Annotated in this window: 17 protein-coding genes; 8 read left to right on the top strand and 9 right to left on the bottom strand. The window is 71.7% G+C overall.

What is annotated here, in order from left to right:
* Positions 1-26: 26 nt before the first annotated feature.
* Positions 27-611, bottom strand: a complete 585-nt coding sequence (locus OG623_RS30995; protein WP_406150898.1) for a helix-turn-helix domain-containing protein — start codon at positions 609-611, stop codon at positions 27-29.
* Between the two features lie 93 nt (positions 612-704).
* On the opposite strand from OG623_RS30995, the gene OG623_RS30990 reads away from it, so the two are divergent.
* Positions 705-1,571, top strand: coding sequence for an EamA family transporter (locus OG623_RS30990; RefSeq protein WP_406150897.1), 867 nt, complete (start codon positions 705-707; stop codon positions 1,569-1,571).
* 26 nt (positions 1,572-1,597) lie between these two features.
* On the opposite strand, the gene OG623_RS30985 is transcribed toward OG623_RS30990, so the two are convergent.
* Positions 1,598-2,350, bottom strand: coding sequence for an acyltransferase (locus OG623_RS30985; protein WP_406150896.1), 753 nt, complete (start codon positions 2,348-2,350; stop codon positions 1,598-1,600).
* Positions 2,351-2,510: 160 nt separating this feature from the next.
* On the opposite strand from OG623_RS30985, the gene OG623_RS30980 reads away from it, so the two are divergent.
* A complete protein-coding gene (locus tag OG623_RS30980; protein ID WP_406150895.1) occupies positions 2,511-3,098 on the top strand; it encodes a gamma carbonic anhydrase family protein in 588 nt (195 codons plus the stop codon).
* Here OG623_RS30980 and OG623_RS30975 read toward each other — a convergent pair whose 3' ends face one another.
* Together OG623_RS30975 and OG623_RS30970 are read right to left on the bottom strand one after the other, a co-directional pair.
* Positions 3,099-3,776 (bottom strand): DedA family protein, encoded by a 678-nt coding sequence (locus tag OG623_RS30975; RefSeq protein ID WP_406150894.1) that lies wholly within the window; start codon positions 3,774-3,776, stop codon positions 3,099-3,101.
* Positions 3,777-3,904: 128 nt separating this feature from the next.
* Positions 3,905-4,342, bottom strand: coding sequence for a DUF4442 domain-containing protein (locus OG623_RS30970; protein WP_406152084.1), 438 nt, complete (start codon positions 4,340-4,342; stop codon positions 3,905-3,907).
* Positions 4,343-4,451: 109 nt separating this feature from the next.
* Here OG623_RS30970 and OG623_RS30965 point away from each other — a divergent pair, with 109 nt between their 5' ends.
* The gene (locus OG623_RS30965) at positions 4,452-5,486 is read left to right on the top strand and encodes a hypothetical protein (protein WP_406150893.1); all 1,035 of its coding nucleotides are present in this window, start codon (positions 4,452-4,454) and stop codon (positions 5,484-5,486) included.
* A gap of 66 nt (positions 5,487-5,552) precedes the next feature.
* Positions 5,553-6,863 carry an MFS transporter gene (locus OG623_RS30960; protein ID WP_406150892.1) on the top strand — a complete coding sequence of 437 codons (1,311 nt, stop codon included), beginning with the start codon at positions 5,553-5,555 and terminating at the stop codon, positions 6,861-6,863.
* On the opposite strand, the gene OG623_RS30955 is transcribed toward OG623_RS30960, so the two are convergent.
* From OG623_RS30955 to tuf, 3 genes are all read right to left on the bottom strand, one after another.
* Positions 6,825-7,670, bottom strand: coding sequence for a spermidine synthase (locus OG623_RS30955; RefSeq protein ID WP_406150891.1), 846 nt, complete (start codon positions 7,668-7,670; stop codon positions 6,825-6,827). The genes OG623_RS30960 and OG623_RS30955 overlap by 39 nt on opposite strands.
* Before the next feature lie 57 nt (positions 7,671-7,727).
* A complete protein-coding gene (locus tag OG623_RS30950) occupies positions 7,728-8,579 on the bottom strand; it encodes a patatin-like phospholipase family protein (protein WP_406150890.1) in 852 nt (283 codons plus the stop codon).
* A 69-nt stretch (positions 8,580-8,648) separates the two neighbouring features.
* Complete coding sequence (gene tuf / locus OG623_RS30945; RefSeq protein ID WP_406150889.1) at positions 8,649-9,818, bottom strand: elongation factor Tu; 1,170 nt, start codon at positions 9,816-9,818, stop codon at positions 8,649-8,651.
* 743 nt (positions 9,819-10,561) lie between these two features.
* Here tuf and OG623_RS30940 point away from each other — a divergent pair.
* From OG623_RS30940 to lnt, 4 genes are all read left to right on the top strand, one after another.
* Entirely contained in the window at positions 10,562-11,332 is a 771-nt protein-coding gene (locus tag OG623_RS30940) for a TVP38/TMEM64 family protein (RefSeq protein WP_406150888.1), read from the top strand.
* A 170-nt stretch (positions 11,333-11,502) separates the two neighbouring features.
* Positions 11,503-12,375 (top strand): undecaprenyl-diphosphate phosphatase, encoded by an 873-nt coding sequence (locus OG623_RS30935; RefSeq protein ID WP_406150887.1) that lies wholly within the window; start codon positions 11,503-11,505, stop codon positions 12,373-12,375.
* A 146-nt stretch (positions 12,376-12,521) separates the two neighbouring features.
* Complete coding sequence (locus OG623_RS30930; protein ID WP_406150886.1) at positions 12,522-12,992, top strand: nuclear transport factor 2 family protein; 471 nt, start codon at positions 12,522-12,524, stop codon at positions 12,990-12,992.
* Positions 12,993-13,098: 106 nt separating this feature from the next.
* On the top strand, positions 13,099-14,694 hold the full coding sequence (lnt, locus tag OG623_RS30925; protein ID WP_406150885.1) for an apolipoprotein N-acyltransferase: 1,596 nt from the start codon (positions 13,099-13,101) through the stop codon (positions 14,692-14,694).
* Here lnt and OG623_RS30920 read toward each other — a convergent pair.
* Both OG623_RS30920 and OG623_RS30915 read right to left on the bottom strand, forming a co-directional pair.
* Positions 14,618-15,523, bottom strand: a complete 906-nt coding sequence (locus tag OG623_RS30920) for a Gfo/Idh/MocA family protein (protein ID WP_406150884.1) — start codon at positions 15,521-15,523, stop codon at positions 14,618-14,620. The genes lnt and OG623_RS30920 overlap by 77 nt on opposite strands.
* A gap of 33 nt (positions 15,524-15,556) precedes the next feature.
* Positions 15,557-16,765: an FAD-dependent monooxygenase gene (locus OG623_RS30915; protein ID WP_406150883.1), complete on the bottom strand. Its 1,209-nt coding sequence runs from the start codon at positions 16,763-16,765 to the stop codon at positions 15,557-15,559.
* Between the last annotated feature and the right edge of the window lie 46 nt (positions 16,766-16,811).

Genomic DNA, 16,811 nt, shown 5'->3' with positions numbered 1-16,811 from the left:
TCACTCGCCCTCGGGGAGGGCCGGGCTCACTTGCTCTCCCGCCGGACCGGCGGGATCGTGACCGCCATGGTCATGTCGACGGGCTCGGAGCCGTCATTGCCGTAACTGTGCGGCACATGGGCCTCGAACGTCGCCGAGGTACCCGCCGGCACCGCGTGGGCCTCCCCGTCGACGATCAGGGTCAGTTCACCCGCCGTGACATGCAGGAGTTCCACCGTCCCCTCCGGATGCGGGTCGGAGACGCTGGAGTCGCCCGGCATCAGATGCCAGGACCAGAGCTCGATCGGCCCCCTGGCCTCCGTGCCCACCAGCAGTGTGGTCGAACTCCCCGCCTCCGTCGACCACATGCGTACCGCCTGGTTCTCGGGCACCAGGCGCACCTGGGGCCCCTGCTCGTAGTCGAGCAGGGTGGTGATGCTGATACCCAGCGCGTCGGCGAGCTTCACGGTGGTGCCGACGCTCGGGTTCGTACGGGCCTGCTCGATCTGGATGATCATGCCGCGACTGACCCCCGCCCGGGCCGCGAGAGTGTCCAGGGTGAACCCGCGCTCACCCCGCCAGCGCTTGAGGTTGCGGGCGAGCGACTGGGTGAGCTGATCGAGGTCAGACACATTCCGTCCAATATTCTGGATGACAGGGTCAAAAATACTGCACTACGGTGTGGTGTACCCACCCGACCACCGCACTGTACTGCGAGGCACCCCATGACAGCGCTGTTCGCCCTGGCCACGAGCCTGCTCTGGGGACTGGCCGACTTCGGCGGCGGACTCCTGACCCGGCGCACGCCCGCTCTCACCGTGGTGGTCGTGTCCCAGTGCATAGCCGCCGCGGTCCTCGGGATCGTCGTGCTGGCGACCGGAGGCTGGAGCGAGGCCGGGGGCCGCCTCTGGTTCGCGGTGGCGGCGGGAGCCGTCGGCCCGGTCGCGATGCTGAGCTTCTACAAGGCCCTGGCGCTGGGACCGATGGGCGTGGTCTCGCCGCTCGGGTCCCTCGGTGTGACGGTCCCGGTCGGCGTCGGGCTGCTCGTCGGTGAGCGGCCTGGACTGCTGCAGTTCGCCGGGATCGCGGTCGCCGTGGCGGGGATCGTCCTGGCCGGAGGCCCGCAGCTGCGCGGCGCACCGGTGCAGCGCCAGGCGATCATGCTGACCCTGCTGGCCGCCTTCGGCTTCGGCGCGGTGATGGCGCTGATCTCGGAGGCGTCCACGACCGTGACCGGGCTCTTCCTCGCCCTCTTCGTCCAGCGGGTCACGAACATCGCGGTGGGCGGAACAGCCCTGTACGTCTCCGTGCGCCGGGGCGGCCGCGCGCTGCCCGAGGAGGGCGGGGCCGGCGTCGTACGGGCCGCGCTGCCCGCGCTGGCCTTCGTCGGGCTCGCCGATGTCGCGGCCAACGGCACGTATTCGATCGCCGCCCAGCACGGCCCGGTCACCGTGGCCGCCGTCCTGGCCTCGCTGTACCCGGTGGTGACGGCGCTGGCCGCACGGGGCGTGCTGGGTGAGCGGCTGCGCGGTGTACAGGCGGCGGGCGCGGGCCTGGCCCTGCTCGGGACACTGCTGCTGGCGACCGGCTGAGGGTCCCCGGGCGTCCTCGGGACCGGTCATCCCCCGTCGGTCACGTCCTCCAGCAGCACCGCCACAGCGGCCAGCTGCTCGGACGTGACCCCGTCGGGGATCGGGACAGGTGCGGGCGTACGCAGCGGCGGCTGCCAGCCCTTCTCCGCGTCCCAGCTCCGCACCACCCGGGCCGGCGCCCCCGCCACCACCGCGCGGTCGGGGACCTCTCCACGTACGACGGCCCCGGCGGCGACCACCACGTTACGGCCGAGCCTGGCCCCCGGAAGGATCACCGCTCCCGTGCCGATCCAGCAGCCGGGTCCGATCTCGACCGGCTCCATGCGCGGCCACTGCTTGCCGACCGGCTCATGGGGGTCGTCGTAACTGTGGTTGGTGGAGGTGATGTAGACGTACGGACCGCAGTAGGTGTCCGAGCCGATCGACACCGTGGTGTCCGCGATGACATGGCTGCCCCGGCCCAGCACCACGCCGTTGCCCAGGGTCAGGACGGTCTCGGCGCCGAGATCCAGATCGGGCATCAGCCCGGCCGTGAGGGTCACCTGTTCGCCGATGATGCAGTGATCGCCCAACTCGATCCAGGGTTCCCCGAACACGGTCCCCTGCGGGAAGGCCAGCCTGGTTCCCGTACCGATACGGCCGAACCGCAGCCGTCCGGGGTGCTGTGCGGTGACCGCCCCCGTCTCCTGCACCCAGGCCCAGACGCGGTGGACGGCGCGGGACATGAGACCACGCCGCAGAAGGGCCAGGGAGGAGAACGTGTTCCTGTTCGTCGGCACCCGCTCACGGTAGTCGGCCCGGCGTGAGCCGGTCCGCGCGAGGTGCTGTGATGTTCACCCCACCGGCCCGGCAGGCCGGGACCGTCCATTACGGTTCGTGCGGAGCAAGAGCCCCGAGTTCGCACCACAACCTCACCCCGTTTCACCGGAGGAGCAGACGATGGCATCGCAGGCACTGGTCACCGGCATCGGCGGCAAGGAGCCGGACATCGACCCGGACGCCTTCCTCGCGCCGACCTCCGTCGTGGTCGGCGAGGTGACGATGGCCGCGGGCTCCAGCGTCTGGTACCACGCCGTGCTGCGTGGCGACGGCGGTCCGATCTCCCTCGGCCCCGACAGCAACATCCAGGACAACTGCAGCGTGCACACCGACCCCGGATTCCCGATGACGGTGGGTGCCAGGGTCTCCGTCGGTCACAACGCGGTGCTGCACGGCTGCGTCATCGAGGACGACGTCCTGGTCGGCATGGGTGCCACCGTGCTCAACGGCGCACACATCGGAGCCGGTTCGCTGATCGCGGCGCAGGCCCTCGTACCGCAGGGGATGCGGGTGCCGCCGGGGTCCCTCGTCGCCGGCGTACCCGCGAAGGTCAAGCGGGAACTGACCGCCGAGGAGCGTGAGGGCGTCACCTTCAACGCGGCCGGTTACGTGGAACTGGCGAAGGCGCACCGCGAGGCGCTCCGCGAAAACGAGAACGAGAACGAGAACAGGAAGGCGAACTCGGACGCGGACGCGAACGGGAGCTGATCAGTCGGCCGCGGGGACGGTGTCAGGCTCCGAGGACTGCGCCGGGCCCGGCTGCTCCGGCCCTTCGGCCTGCTCCGCGGCCTTCTTGGCGCGGTTCTTCAGCACCAGCATGGAGATCGCGCCGATCAGCACGGCGGCCAGCAGCCCCAGCCACGAGAAGCGCTTGAGCCACGCCTCGGCGACGACTCCCACCGAGTAGATGACGGCGGTCGTACCACCGGCCCAGACGATTCCGCCGAGCACATTGGCGATGAGGAACTTCCAGTACGGCATGCGCAGGACTCCGGCCAGAGGCCCCGCGAAGATCCGCAGCAGTGCGACGAAGCGGCCGAAGAAGACCGCCCACATGCCCCACTTCTCGAACGACCGCTCCGCCATGGCGATCTGGGGAGCCCCGAAGTGACGTGGGAACTTCCCGCCGAGCCAGGCGAGCAAGGGGCGCCCTCCCTTACGGCCGATGGCATAGCCGATGGAGTCACCGATGACCGCACCGGCCGACGCGCAGGCGCCGAGCACCACGGGGTCGATCTGACCGTGCTGGGAGGCGAGGAGCGCCGCACTCACGAGGACGATCTCGCCGGGCAGCGGAATGCCCAGGCTCTCGACCGCGATGACGACCCCCACCAGGAGGTAAATGCTGACCGCGGGGACGGTCTCGAGCCACTCCTGGACGTGCAACGCGGGTCCTCCCCGTAAGAGATCAGCAGCCGTGCACCACGGATGGTGCACGGCGTCAGCCTACCGGGCCGGGCAGCGGTCGTGTCGGCCGCGCCCCCCTTGTCCGGGCACGGGGCCTGGGCCGGGGGTCAACGGTTCGGACGCAGGGTCCAGACCACGCTCATCTCGCTGGTGACGGCGCCGTCGGCACGCCGGATCTCGACGCTCACGGGAAACTCCGGGCGCTTCCCCTCGTCCAGTTCGGCGACCACGTCGGCCGCCGGGCGGCGCAGCACGGCGGTCGCGGTGAGGTCGCCCATGGCCACCTTCTTGAAGGCCATCTCCGTGGTGACGGGCAGCGGTACGGCCCTGGTCATCTGGTCACCGAAGGCGGCGACGACGATCGCGCCGCTCGCCGACTCCGCGAGCGTGAACATCGCGCCGGCGTGGGGGCCCGCGAGGTGATTGTGGTACTCGGCCCGGTCGGGCAGCGAGAGGACGGCGCGCTCCGGGGTCGTCTCGAGGTACGTGATGCCGAGGGTCCTGACCATCGGGACGCTCGCGGTAAGGATCTCGCCGACTGTCATCTCTTCAGTGCTCATGGCCGCGATGTTACTAGCGGGTAGCAGTCTTTGACCATCCCCTCACAGGGGCGCCGGTAGCTGAGCGCTCCCCACCCCTCTATGGTTACTGGCCATGTGGCCAGGACAGCAGCCGCCCGGGGGCGAGCAGAACCCGCAGGACCAGAATCAGAACCCGTACCAGCAGCCGGGGTACCAACAGCCGAATCCGTATCAGCAGCCGGGATACCAACAGCAGGGCCAGCCGGGATACCAGCAGCCCAACCCGTACCAGCAGCCCACGGTGCCGCAGTACGCCGTGCCGGGCGGGCCCGGCGGCCAGAAGCCGGACGACGACAAGAGGAAGACGACGATCATCGCCGTCGTCGCCGCCACCGCGGTCGTCGTCGCGGCGGTCGTCACCGGTGTCGTCGTCATGAACAAGGACGACGACAAGGGCGGCTCGAACGTGGCCGAGGGCAAGGCGTCCTCGTCGCCGTCCGCGAAGGCCTCCGAGTCCGCTTCGGCCCCCGCCGAGAACCCGCGCGGCGGCGAGGACGCGGCGCCCACGGTTCCTGGCTGGAAGGTCGTGACCAACCCCAAGTGGGGTACGCAGTTCGACGTGCCCGGCGACTGGGAGGTCTCGGGTTCCGGAGTGTTCGCGGGCTTCTCGGACCACAAGGACCCCGAGGGCGCGCCCGCCGTGGGCTTCTCCGCACCCGCGTACTACAAGTCCAAGTGGTGCACCGACGACGCCGACAAGGACGGCACCAAGGAGGACACCGAGCTGGCCGGTGTCGGCACCAAGGGCGCGCAGGGCGCCAAGAGCACCGACGAGGCCGCGACGAACGAGGCGTCCAACTGGGTCTGGGCCGCCTATGCGCAGTCGGACCCCAAGGACAAGGTCAAGACCGCCGAGCCCAAGGCGTACACGACCAAGTCGGGCCTCTCGGGCAGCACGGTCACGGCCACCGCCACGGGGCTGGCCAACAAGGGCAAGTGCGACACCGACGGCAAGTCGATCGCGTTCTCCTTCAAGAACTCCAAGGACGAGTACTCGACCTGGGTCCTCTTCGCCGCCGCGGGTGTCGACGACGAACTCCCGGACGCCACCATCCAGAAGATCCTCAGCACCGTACGTCTCGTGGAGGGCGCGGAGTCCACGTCCTGAGTCTCCCGCCCCGGCGGCCGGGGCGCCGTATTTGCGGTGGGGCGCGGCGGCGGGGATAGTCCCCTGGTGACCTCCGCCGCCTCCTCGCACTCCCCCGCCCCCCGATCCCTGCCGGCAGGCCGCAATTTCGGTCTGCTGACCGGCGCCGCGGTCATCTCCGGTCTGGGTGCCAACGGCGCGCTGATCGCGGCGGCGTTCGCGGTCCTGGAGTCGGGCGGCGACGGGGGCGACGTCGGCCTGGTCGCCGCCGCGCGTACGGCGCCGCTGGTGCTCGTCCTCCTGATCGGCGGCGCGGTGGCGGACCGGCTGCCGCGTCACCGGGTGATGGTGGCGGCGAACACCCTCAACTGTGTCTCCCAGGCGCTCTTCGCCTGGCTGGTGCTGACCGGCAACGCCGAGCTGTGGCACATGATGGTGCTGACGGCCTTCTGCGGCACGGGACAGGCCTTCTTCGGCCCGGCATCCGAGGGCATGCTGATGTCCAGCGTCAGCGGTGAACAGGCGGCCCGCGCCTTCGCCTTCTTCCGGATGTCGATGCACGGCGCGGCCATCGGCGGTGCCGCGCTCGGCGGCGCCATGATCGCGGCCATGGACCCGGGCTGGGTGCTGGCCGTCGACGCGGCGGCGTTCGCGATCGCAGGAGTGCTGCGGGCCTTCCTCGATGTGAGCCACATCCCCTCGCGCGTGCCGGGCGGCGGGCTGCTCGCCGACCTGCGGGACGGCTGGCAGGAGGTCGTCGGCCGGCCCTGGCTCTGGGCCGTCGTGCTCCAGTTCTCCGTGGTCGTGGCCGTCGTCGGGGCCGCCGAGGCGGTGTACGGCCCGCTGGTGGCGCGGGACGAGCTCGGCGGCGCCCGCCCCTGGGGGTTCGCTCTCGCGGCGTTCGGCGTCGGCACGCTGGGCGGCGCGCTGCTGATGATGCGGTGGAAGCCCAGACGGCTGCTGCTGGCCGGGACGCTCTGCGTGTTCCCGCTCGCCCTGCCGTCCGCGGGGCTCGCGATCCCGCTGCCGGTGGCCGGACTCTGCACGGTGATGTTCGTGACCGGGGTCGCCATCGAGGTGTTCGGGGTGTCCTGGATGACGGCACTCCACCAGGAGATCCCGGAGGAGAAGCTCTCCCGGGTCGCGGCGTACGACTGGTTCGGCTCGGTCGCGATGGTGCCGCTGGCCACTGCGGTGGCCGGCCCGGTCGAGACGCTGGTCGGCCGCAGCCAGGCTCTGTGGGGCTGTGCCGCTCTGATCGTGCTCGTGACGGCGGGCGTGCTGCTGGTCCCCGACGTACGGAATCTGACGCGCCGCAGCGCGGTCAGGAACATCAGCGTCCCCGAGCCGGCCCGGGAGTCAGCCGATACCGAAGGCGCCGTCGGGGGGCTCCGGTGAGGCCACGGCCTCGCTGTCCCGCACCGGCTTCGCACCCCGCATGAACCGGGTCAGCCCCGCCCCGTACTCGACCCGTGCGGGGAAGACGTCGGCCGCGCACAGCCTGGTGAGCGCCGCGATGTCGAGCGGGGCGCGGGAGGCGAGCAGCACGGCGTTGCCGAAGCGCCGGCCGCGCAGGACGGCGGGCTCGGCGATGAGCGCGAGCTCGTCGAACACCTCGGCGAAGTTGGCCAGTTGTGACCGCAGGAAGGTGAAGGGCGCGCTGTCGGCCAGGTTGGCGGCGTAGACGCCTTCCGCCCGCAGGACCCGCCCCGCGGCCCGCGCGTACTCCACGGAGGTGAGATGCGCGGGCACCCGCGCGCCTCCGAAGACATCGGCGATCAGGAGGTCGGCGGACCCTTCGGTTGCGGCTTCGAGCCAGCCCCTGGCATCGGTCGCGTGCACGGTGACGTCGGCCCGCTCGGGCAGCGGCAGCTGCTCGTGGACCAGCTCGACGAGCCCCCGGTCCGCCTCGGCGACCTGCTGCCGCGACCCGGGTCGGGTCGCGGCGACGTAGCGCGGCAGTGTGAGCGCGCCACCGCCGAGATGCACCAGGTCCAGCGGGGTTCCCGGTGCGGCGGCCCGGTCCACGACATGGCCGAGCCGGCGTACGTACTCGAATTCGAGGTGCTCCGGCTCATCGAGATCGACGTAGGACTGCGGGGCGCCGTCGACGGTGAGCAGCCAGGCGCGCTCCCGGTCGACGTCGGGCAGCAGCCTCGCGGTGCCGAGGCCGGTGTCGCGGATGACGGGTATCGACTCGTTCACGCCCCCATTGTGACGGGCGCCGGGGCCTTTCCCCGCCCACAGCCGGGCCGCACCGATTCACCCGCTCCAGACCGCGGCGACCGCTTCGGTGTGGGCGGCGGCCTGGGCGAGGCCGGCCCTGGCCGCGGCGGCCCTGCGCGCGGGGTCCAGGGAGTTGCGGCCGATGGCCTTCTTCGTGTCCGCGTCAGGGGTGATGACCTCGACCCGGGCGCCCGCGGCCTCCAGTTCGGCGGCCTGCGCACGGGGCGAGACGATCACCTTGTTGCCGCCTGCGGTGGGGGCGATCACGATGACACGTCCGTAGCCCGAGGCGAGGTGGGCGTTGGCCGGCGAGTGCACGCCCCCGTCGATCCAGCTGCCGCCTCCGGCGTCGGCCACGGGCTGGACCACGGGAACGGCGCAGCTCGCGGTGACCGCGTCGGTGAGCGGGACCTCGCCCGTCCTGCCGAAGGTGTGCAGCGCGCCGGTCGACGCGTCCACCGCGGTGATCAGCAGGTCGCGTTCGGGCCATTCGGGCGACGGGAGCCGGCTCGCGATCGCCTCGCGCCGCTCGGCCGCGGTCGCTCCTGGCCGGCTGTCGCGCGCCAGGGCGCCCAGCTTGCGGCCGTAGTCCTCGGGCGTACGGGAGGAGAGCATCGCTCGCGCGTACCGCAGGATGGTGACGGGTCCGAGCCGGGCCGCGGCCCCCTTGCCGTCCTCCGGATCGGCGAGCTGCCGCTCGTAGAGGTCACCGACGGCGACGAGTCCCGAGGCCAGCTGCGCCCCGACGATGGCCCCGGCCGAGCTCCCGATGATCAGATCGGCCGTGGAGAGATCGACGCCCGCCTTGGCGAGCCCGTGCAGGATGCCGGTTTCCCAGGCGGTGCCGGTGACGCCTCCGGCGCCCAGAACAAGAGCTGTGTCTGCCATGACCCCAGTCTGCTGCACGGTGCGCGGCCCGCCTCCCCGGGGCCTGGGAGACGGGCCGCACCGTGGCCGTCAGAGCAGAGCGGTGACCGTGCCGGCGCCGACCGTACGGCCGCCCTCGCGGATCGCGAAGCCGAGGCCGGACTCCAGCGGGACGTCACGGCCGAGCTCGACGGTCAGGGTGACCGTGTCGCCGGGCCGCGCGACCGCCACATCGCCGAGGTCGACGTCGCCGACGACATCCGCCGTACGGATGTAGAACTGCGGCCGGTATCCGGTGGTGACCGGCGTGGTCCGGCCCCCCTCCCGGGCGGACAGGACGTACACCTGCGCGGTGAACTGACGGCTCGGCGTCACACTGCCGGGCGCCGCCACCACATGACCGCGGCGCACCCGGTCGCGCTCGACCCCGCGCAGCAGCAGCGCGACGTTGTCGCCGGCCTCCGCGGACTCCATCGGCTTGCCGAAGGTCTCCAGGCCGGTCACGACGGTCTCGATGTCCGCGCCGAGCACCGACACCCGGTCCCCGACCCGCACGGTGCCACGCTCCACGGCGCCCGTGACGACGGTGCCGCGCCCGGTGATGGTGAGCACGTTCTCCACGGACAGGAGGAAGGGCGCGTCGGTGTAGCGCACCGGAATCGGTACGTACGTGTCGACGGCGTCCAGCAGCCCCTCGATGGACGCGGTCCACCTTGGGTCCCCCTGGAGCGCGCCGAGCCCCGACACCCGTACGACGGGCACGCTGTCCCCGCCGTACCCGTGCGCGGAGAGCAGCTCGCGGACCTCCAGCTCCACCAGGTCGGTGAGCTCGGGGTCACCCGCGTCGGCCTTGTTGAGGGCGACGACGATGTGGTCGACGCCGACCTGACGGGCCAGCAGCACGTGCTCGGCGGTCTGCGGCATGATGCCGTCGAGCGCGGACACGACGAGGATCGCCCCGTCGAGCTGCGCCGCTCCGGTGACCATGTTCTTGATGTAGTCGGCGTGACCGGGCATGTCGACGTGCGCGTAGTGGCGGGTGTCGGTCTCGTACTCGACGTGCGCGATGTTGATGGTGATGCCGCGCTGCGCCTCCTCGGGGGCCCGGTCGATCCGGTCGAACGGCACGAAGGTGCCGCTGCCACGCTCGCTGAGCACCTTGGTGATGGCGGCGGTCAGGGTGGTCTTGCCGTGGTCGACGTGGCCCATGGTGCCGATGTTCAGGTGCGGCTTGGTGCGCACGTATGCCGTCTTGGGCATGGCTCGTTCCTTGGATTCGAAGCTGAGAGAAGAAGACCCCAGGGCCCGGCCGACCCTCCCCTTACGGGGTCCGCCGGACTGTCGGGGGAGGGTCAGCTTCGGGCGCCGCCGAAGGCCGCTGCGGCAGCGGCGAACGCTGCGTCAGGTGCTGCCGCGGCAGATGCGGCCACGAGGCTCAGGGCAGCCTTCGGCGCGTCCGCGACTGCGGACCGCGCTGCGAGGAAGGCGTACCGGAACATGTCCCTGAGCATGCCGGAGCGGTGCGAAGGCGTCGAATGGTTTTCCGGCGGACCGCACATGTCCGCCGTGCGGGAGAGTTCATCGGCCGCCCGGAGCACCCGACCGCCCCGTGTGTCGTCGAGGTAGCGCGCTTCGACGGCGCGGCTCGGTGGAGGGGAAACGTATGGCGACGTTCGTTCTGGTGCCCGGTGGCCGGCACGGCGCCTGGTCGTTCGAGGCGGTGGTTCCGCTGCTGGAGCGCGCCGGTCACTCCGTTCATGGCCTGACCCTGACCGCGGGATGAGCACGCTGCTCGTCCCACTGGGGGATCGGGCGCGCAGTCCGGGTCCCCCGGTGGGACGTCGATGTCATGGGCGGTCAGGTTCCCGCGAGGCAGCGCCGTCTGAGGCGACGTCCGGCGGCCCCGGGAGCGTCGAGGCCGACCACGGTCCCCCGTTCCGGTCGCCCATAGCCCTCGTCCACACATACGGCGATCACACACCTGTTTCGGTTACGCTCCCCAGATGCTCGACCCCGTCCCCGCAACACGGTCCTCAACAGGCCTCGCAGTGCGCTGTACGAGGGCACTGCTCTCCCCCTGGTCCCGGTTCTCCCTGCTCGTGGCGGTTCTGCTGGCCTCGGCCGTCATCATGTTGCTGTTCGAGCCACAGCGGCTGCTGGCCTCCGGCGGCTGGCCTCCGCACCTCGACGGTTCCGCCGCCGCGATGCTGTTCGGGCTTGCGTACGGCGTGTGCACCGTGGCCTTCGTGCCGCGGCCGCTGCTCAATCTGGCCGCCGGTGCGCTGTTCGGTGCCCAGGCCGGGCTCGCGGCCGCGCTGGCCGGCACCGTCCTCGGCGCCGGTGTCTCCTTCCTGCTCGGCCGGGTGCTCGGGCAGGACGCGCTCCGGACGCTGCTGCGCGGCAAGTACCTGAAGGCGGCTGACGGGCTGCTCAGCCGGCACGGGTTCAGGTCGATGCTCGCGCTGCGGCTCTTCCCCGGGGTGCCGTTCGCCGCGGCCAACTACTGCGCGGCGACCTCCCGCATGGGCTACCCGCCGTTTCTGCTGGCCACCGGTCTTGGCTCCATCCCGAACACGGCCGCGTACGTCATAGCGGGCAGCTCCGCCTCCTCCCCGACATCGCCGGTGTTCCTGGCCGCGATGGGGTTCATCGTGCTGTCCGGGGCGGGTGCGGCACTGGTCGCCTGGCGCAGGCGGCACCGGCTGGGCCGGGCGGGCGCCGCCTCCGGGGAGGCGGCGCCGAAGGCGGGGGCACGCGCGGGCGACGCGGCGTAGCCAGGGGCAGGCGGGAGTCTGTTCACCTGTAGGCGATACGCTGCGCGCAACCGACAGAGGATGTCCGGGGCCGTGGCGTCCCGTCCCCTTTCTGACCGCATCCGCACGCCGCCGACGGCCTCCACGTCCGTCGGCCGTTGCATGAGTACCTCCGGGATGGCCTAAGCCCCATGAGCTGGTTCGAATCATTCGTCCTGGGCCTCGTTCAGGGACTGACCGAGTTCCTGCCGATCTCTTCCAGCGCGCATCTGCGGCTGGCCGCGGCCTTCGCGGGCTGGCACGACCCGGGAGCCGCGTTCACCGCGATCACGCAGATCGGCACGGAGGCCGCGGTCCTCATCTACTTCCGCAAGGACATCGCCCGGATCCTCTCGGCCTGGTTCAGGTCACTGTTCAATGCTTCGATGCGCAGCGACCACGACGCCAAGATGGGGTGGCTGGTCATCATCGGCTCCCTCCCCATCGGCGTACTCGGCCTGGCGTTCAAGGACCAGATCGAGGGCCCGTTCCGCGACCTGCGCCTGATCGCGACGACGCTCATCGTGCTGGGCATCATCCTGGGTGTGGCGGACCGGCTCGCGGCCCGCGACGAGACCGGCGGCAAGCACCGGGCGATCAAGGAACGCAAGACGCTGAAGGAGCTGGGCGTCAAGGACGGTCTGATCTTCGGCTTCTGCCAGGCGATGGCCCTGGTCCCGGGCGTCTCCCGCTCGGGTGCGACGATCAGCGGCGGGCTGCTCATGGGCTACACCCGTGAGGCCGCGGCCCGCTACTCCTTCCTCCTCGCGGTTCCCGCGGTGCTGGCTTCGGGTGTCTTCGAGCTGAAGGACGCGGGCGAGGGACATGTCTCCTGGCCGCCCACGATTTTCGCGACCATCATCGCGTTCGTCGTCGGTTACGCCGTCATCGCATGGTTCATGAAGTTCATCACCACCAAGAGCTTCATGCCGTTCGTGATCTACCGCGTGGTCCTCGGCATTCTGCTGTTCGCCCTGATCGGGGCGGGTGTGCTGAGCCCCCACGCGGGCGAGTCGGCCGGCTGATCCGGCTTGTCGCGGGCGGGAGTCACTCCCGGCCACCGTGCGGCTCGCGCACGAGGCCTCGGAGGCCGGGCTGCGGTCCGCCTGGCGCGGACGGCGGTGGCGCACGGCCCCTTGGCGTGCGGCTCCCGACGGCCGAGACTTGGGCGATGACACAGCGCGTGGCTCTCGCGACGGTGATGGACCGGCTCTCCATCGATGCAGTGATCACCGATTACGCCGTGGCCGTGGACGACGGCGTCTGGGAGGACTACGGCGCCCTGTTCACCCCGGACGGGCGCGCCGACTACCGGAGCGCGGGCGGTTCCGAAGGGTCGGCCGCCGAGGCCGCACGGTGGCTGGCGGAGAGTCTGCGGCCCTTCCCCGGCCGCCAGCATCTGATCGTCAACAGGCGGCTGGATCTCCAGGATCTGGGCGGATACCCCGGCGACCGGGCCCAGGTGCGGGCCGACTATCTCAGCCCGACGGGCCCTGAGGCCTGGGACGGGGAGTCGGCTCCCGCGCTGGTCACCGGCGGCCGGTACGTCTTCGAACTGCGGCGTACGGCACCGGGCTGGCGGATCCGGAGCCTCACCGCGCACCAGAAGTGGCGGTTCGCCCCGGGCGCGGCAGCCGGCTGATCCGCGGCACAGGAGCCCGGGTGGCCACGGCACGCCCTCTGTGCGCTGCTGATCTTCTGCACCACACTGGGATGGATCAGGCGCACGACCGGCGAGGAGGGCACGCATGCCGATGTGGCGCGGGCGGCTTCCGTACGAGCGGCTGCTGCGTTCACGTACCGGGCGCGGCGTCCTCGCCCTGTGCGCGGGGGCCCTGCCGGCCCTGACGTTTCCCGCGCCCTCGCTCTGGTGGTTCGCCTATGTCGCGCTGGTGCCCTGGCTGCTGCTGATCCGGTCGGCGGGCACGGGACGTCGTGCGGCGCTCGACGGCTGGCTCGGCGGCACGGGCTTCATACTCGCCGTGCACCACTGGCTGATGCCGAGCCTCCATGTCTTCATTCTGCTGCTCGCCGCCCTGCTGGGGCTGCTGTGGGTGCCCTGGGGCCTGCTCGTGGCCCGGCTTCTCGGCGGTGCGCCGTCCGTCCGGAATTCCCTGGCCGCTGTGGTCGTGGTGCCCTCCGGGTGGCTGATGATCGAGCTGGTCCGCTCCTGGGAAGGGCTCGGTGGCCCCTGGGGGTTGCTGGGCGCCAGTCAGTGGGACGTTCCGCCGGCGCTGCGGGTCGCCTCGGTGGGAGGCGTGTGGCTGGTGAGTCTGGGCGTCGTGGCCGTGAACACGGTGGTCGCCGTACTCCTCGCCGTGCCACCGGCCCGCACGGCCGGGGCCGCGTGCCTGGTGGTGGGGGCGCTGGGGGTGGGTGCGACAGCGCTCTGGGCGCCACGGCCCGAAGAGACCGGCACGACCAGGATCGCCGTGGTGCAGCCGGGTGTCGTCGAGGGCCCCGGCAGCATCGGACGCCGCTTCGCGCGCGGTGAGGAGCTGACCCGCGGCCTGGCGGACCGGGACGTGGACCTGGTGGTCTGGGGCGAGAGCAGTGTGGCCGTCGATCTGTCCCGGAGCCCGGAGACGTCGGAGCGCGTCGCCGCGCTGTCGCGCCTGACCGGCGCCGATGTGCTGGTCAACATGGACGCCCGGCGGGCGGACGGCCCCGACCGCGCGGGGATCTTCAAGTCGGCGGTGCTGGTGGGACCTGACGGCCCCACAGGGGACCGCTACGACAAGATGCGCCTGGTGCCCTTCGGCGAGTACATCCCGGCCCGCGCACTGCTCGGCTGGGCCACCTCCGTGGGCAAGGCCGCGGGCGAGGACCGGCTGCGCGGCAGCGGTCCCGTGGTGATGGACCTGCCGGACGGGCTGCGGGTGGGCCCGGTGGTCTGCTTCGAGACGGCGTTCCCCGACATGAGCCGGCAGCTGGCGAGGGACGGCGCGCAGGTGCTGGTCGCCCAGTCGTCCACCTCCACGTTCCAGCACAGCTGGGCCCCCGAGCAGCACGCCTCGCTCGGGGCGCTGCGGGCGGCCGAGACGGGCCGCCCGATGGTGCACGCCACCCTCACGGGTGTGAGCGCCGCGTACGGCCCGCGGGGCGAGCGCCTGGGGACGCCGCTGGGCACGGACGCGAGCGCGGCGGCCGTGTACGACGTACCGCTCGCCCGGGGCACCACCCTCTACGTCCGGCTGGGAGCCTGGCCCGTGTACGGCGCGTCGGCGGTGCTGGCCGTCTTCTTCGCCGCGGCGGGGCTGCGGTACCTCAGGACGCCTGCTCCGACGCGTCCAGGACCACTCGCTCGCACAGCCGGTGGGTCTCCAGGGCGTCCCTGGCGCTGAGGACCTCGCCGGCCCGCACCGCGTCGAGGAAGGACAGCGCGCTCTGCTCGATGCCGCGCTGCCTGGCGACCGGCACCCAGTCGCCGCGCCGGCGCAGCGTCGGCTGACCCTTGTGGTCGACGACGTCCGCGATGTTGAGGACCTGGCGCTTGGAGTCCTGGCCCGACACCTCCAGGATCTCCTCCGTCGACCCGTTGAGCCGGTTCATCGTGCCGATGGCGGTGAATCCGTCGCCGGACAGCTGGAGCACCACATGGTGCATGAGCCCTTCGACGATCCGCGCCCGCACGACGACCCCGGACACCGGCCCAGGGGCCAGGAAGCGCAGGGTGTCGACGACATGGATGAAGTCGTCCAGCACCATGGTGCGCGGGGCCTCGGGCAGTCCGACGCGGTTCTTCTGAAGGAGGATCAGGTCGCGCGGGTGCTCGGCACACTGCGCGTACGACGGGGCGAGCCTGCGGTTGAAGCCGACCGCGAGTGTGACCCCGCGCTCCTCGGCGAGGTCCACCAGCCGCTCGGATTCGGCGAGTTCGTACGCGAGGGGCTTGTCGACGTACGTGGGGACGCCCGCTTCGAGCAGCCGCCCCGCGATCTCCGGATGCACGGCGGTGGGCGCGTGCACGAAGGCGACGTCCAGCCCCTGGGCCAGCAGCGAGTCGAGGTCCTCGTGGCGCTGCCGCCCCGGAATCCGGTAGGCGTCGGCGACGGCCGCCAGCGTGGCCGGGGTGCGGGTCTGCAGATGCAGTTCGACTCCGGGCCGCGTGGCCAGTACCGGCAGATACGCCTTCTGCGCGATGTCGCCGAGCCCGATGCAGCCGACCTTCACGAGATTCTCCCTGTCGTCTTGACCAGGGACGCGTCACGGTCCGGCCGTCCGTCCTCCCCTGGCCCCGGCAGCATACGTGCGCTGCGGCGGCTGCCAGTCGCAGATGCCGTCGAAGGTGCGCAGGACGAGACCGGGTCCGAAGCGGGCGACCGCCGACATCAGTCCGTCCCGCAGGGCGACGGCCGGCGCACCCGACAGCCCGGTCATCCGGGAGATCCGCACCGCCTTACGGACCATGGCGGTCGTACGGGGGTGCCTGTCCGCGCTGTAGGCCGCAAGGCCCGCTCCCAGGTCGCCGCCCGGCGTGACGTGGTGGACGAGCACGACGGCGTCCTCGATGGCCTGGTTTCCGCCCTGGCCGAGGGAGGGCAACATGGCGTGCGCGGAGTCACCGACGAGCACGGTGCGGCCCCGGTGGAAGGAGGGCAGCGGATCGGTCAGCTGGTACACGTCGTGGCGCAGGACCTGGTCCGGCTCGACACTGTCGATGATGGAGGGGATCGGGTCGTGCCAGTCGCCGTACCGGCGCACCAGCTCCGCCTTCTCGTCGGCGACCCGTTCCCCGGCGGGCGCGACGGCCGCCGCATAGGCGTAGATCCCGCCGTCCTTCAGCGGGTGGCTGCCCCAGAGCTCGCCTCGGCCCCAGGTCTCGTGCGAGCTGAAGGCGCGTCCCGTCCCCGGAGCGAGGACACGCCAGGTGGTGAATCCGCTGTACGCGGGGCCCGGGTGACGGGGGAACAGCTCGGCGCGCACGGCCGATCCGATGCCGTCGGCACCGATCACCAGGTCGGCCTCGATCTCACCGGAGTCCGTCCCGACGATCGCCGGGCTGCCGCCGGGGCGCCCCGGATCCACGAGCCGTGCCGGTGTTCCGGTGCGTACGGCGTCCTCGGGAAGCCGGGTGCGGAGCAGGCCGATGAGCGCTGAGCGATGCAGCAGGACGAGCGGGCCGCCGAACCGTTCGGCCGCGGCGGTGCTGTCCGTGCGGGCGAGCCAGCGCCCCTTCGGTGTGCGCATGCCGCCGTCGCCCTGCCAGGCCGCGAGCGCCCTGACCTCGTCCCCGAGCTCGATGACGTCCAAGGCCCGCTGGGCGTTGGGGGCGAGGCTGATGCCACTGCCGACGGGTTCGAGGGAGGGCGCCCGCTCCAGCACGGTGACCTGCCAGCCGCTCCGGTGCAGCGCGGCGGCGGTCGTGAGTCCGCCGATCCCGCTGCCGATGACCACCGCTCGCAATGTCGCCATGACCGACTCCCTCTCGGAACTACACCTGTAGTGCCCAGATTCCACC

Source organism: Streptomyces sp. NBC_01012 (assembly GCF_045162755.1).
Lineage (GTDB): Bacteria > Actinomycetota > Actinomycetes > Streptomycetales > Streptomycetaceae > Streptomyces.
This window is presented reverse-complemented; position numbering and strand designations above follow the sequence as displayed.

What these genes read in the sequence shown, in the direction of transcription:
- OG623_RS30965 (WP_406150893.1), top strand. Translation starts at nt 4,452, where the DNA reads ATGTGGCCAGGACAGCAGCCGCCCGGGGGCGAGCAGAACCCGCAGGAC.
- OG623_RS30950 (WP_406150890.1), bottom strand. Translation starts at nt 8,579, where the DNA reads ATGGCAGACACAGCTCTTGTTCTGGGCGCCGGAGGCGTCACCGGCACC.
- OG623_RS30990 (WP_406150897.1), top strand. Translation starts at nt 705, where the DNA reads ATGACAGCGCTGTTCGCCCTGGCCACGAGCCTGCTCTGGGGACTGGCC.
- OG623_RS30980 (WP_406150895.1), top strand. Translation starts at nt 2,511, where the DNA reads ATGGCATCGCAGGCACTGGTCACCGGCATCGGCGGCAAGGAGCCGGAC.
- OG623_RS30970 (WP_406152084.1), bottom strand. Translation starts at nt 4,342, where the DNA reads ATGACAGTCGGCGAGATCCTTACCGCGAGCGTCCCGATGGTCAGGACC.
- OG623_RS30930 (WP_406150886.1), top strand. Translation starts at nt 12,522, where the DNA reads ATGACACAGCGCGTGGCTCTCGCGACGGTGATGGACCGGCTCTCCATC.
- OG623_RS30940 (WP_406150888.1), top strand. Translation starts at nt 10,562, where the DNA reads ATGCTCGACCCCGTCCCCGCAACACGGTCCTCAACAGGCCTCGCAGTG.
- OG623_RS30935 (WP_406150887.1), top strand. Translation starts at nt 11,503, where the DNA reads ATGAGCTGGTTCGAATCATTCGTCCTGGGCCTCGTTCAGGGACTGACC.
- tuf (WP_406150889.1), bottom strand. Translation starts at nt 9,818, where the DNA reads ATGCCCAAGACGGCATACGTGCGCACCAAGCCGCACCTGAACATCGGC.
- lnt (WP_406150885.1), top strand. Translation starts at nt 13,099, where the DNA reads ATGCCGATGTGGCGCGGGCGGCTTCCGTACGAGCGGCTGCTGCGTTCA.
- OG623_RS30915 (WP_406150883.1), bottom strand. Translation starts at nt 16,765, where the DNA reads ATGGCGACATTGCGAGCGGTGGTCATCGGCAGCGGGATCGGCGGACTC.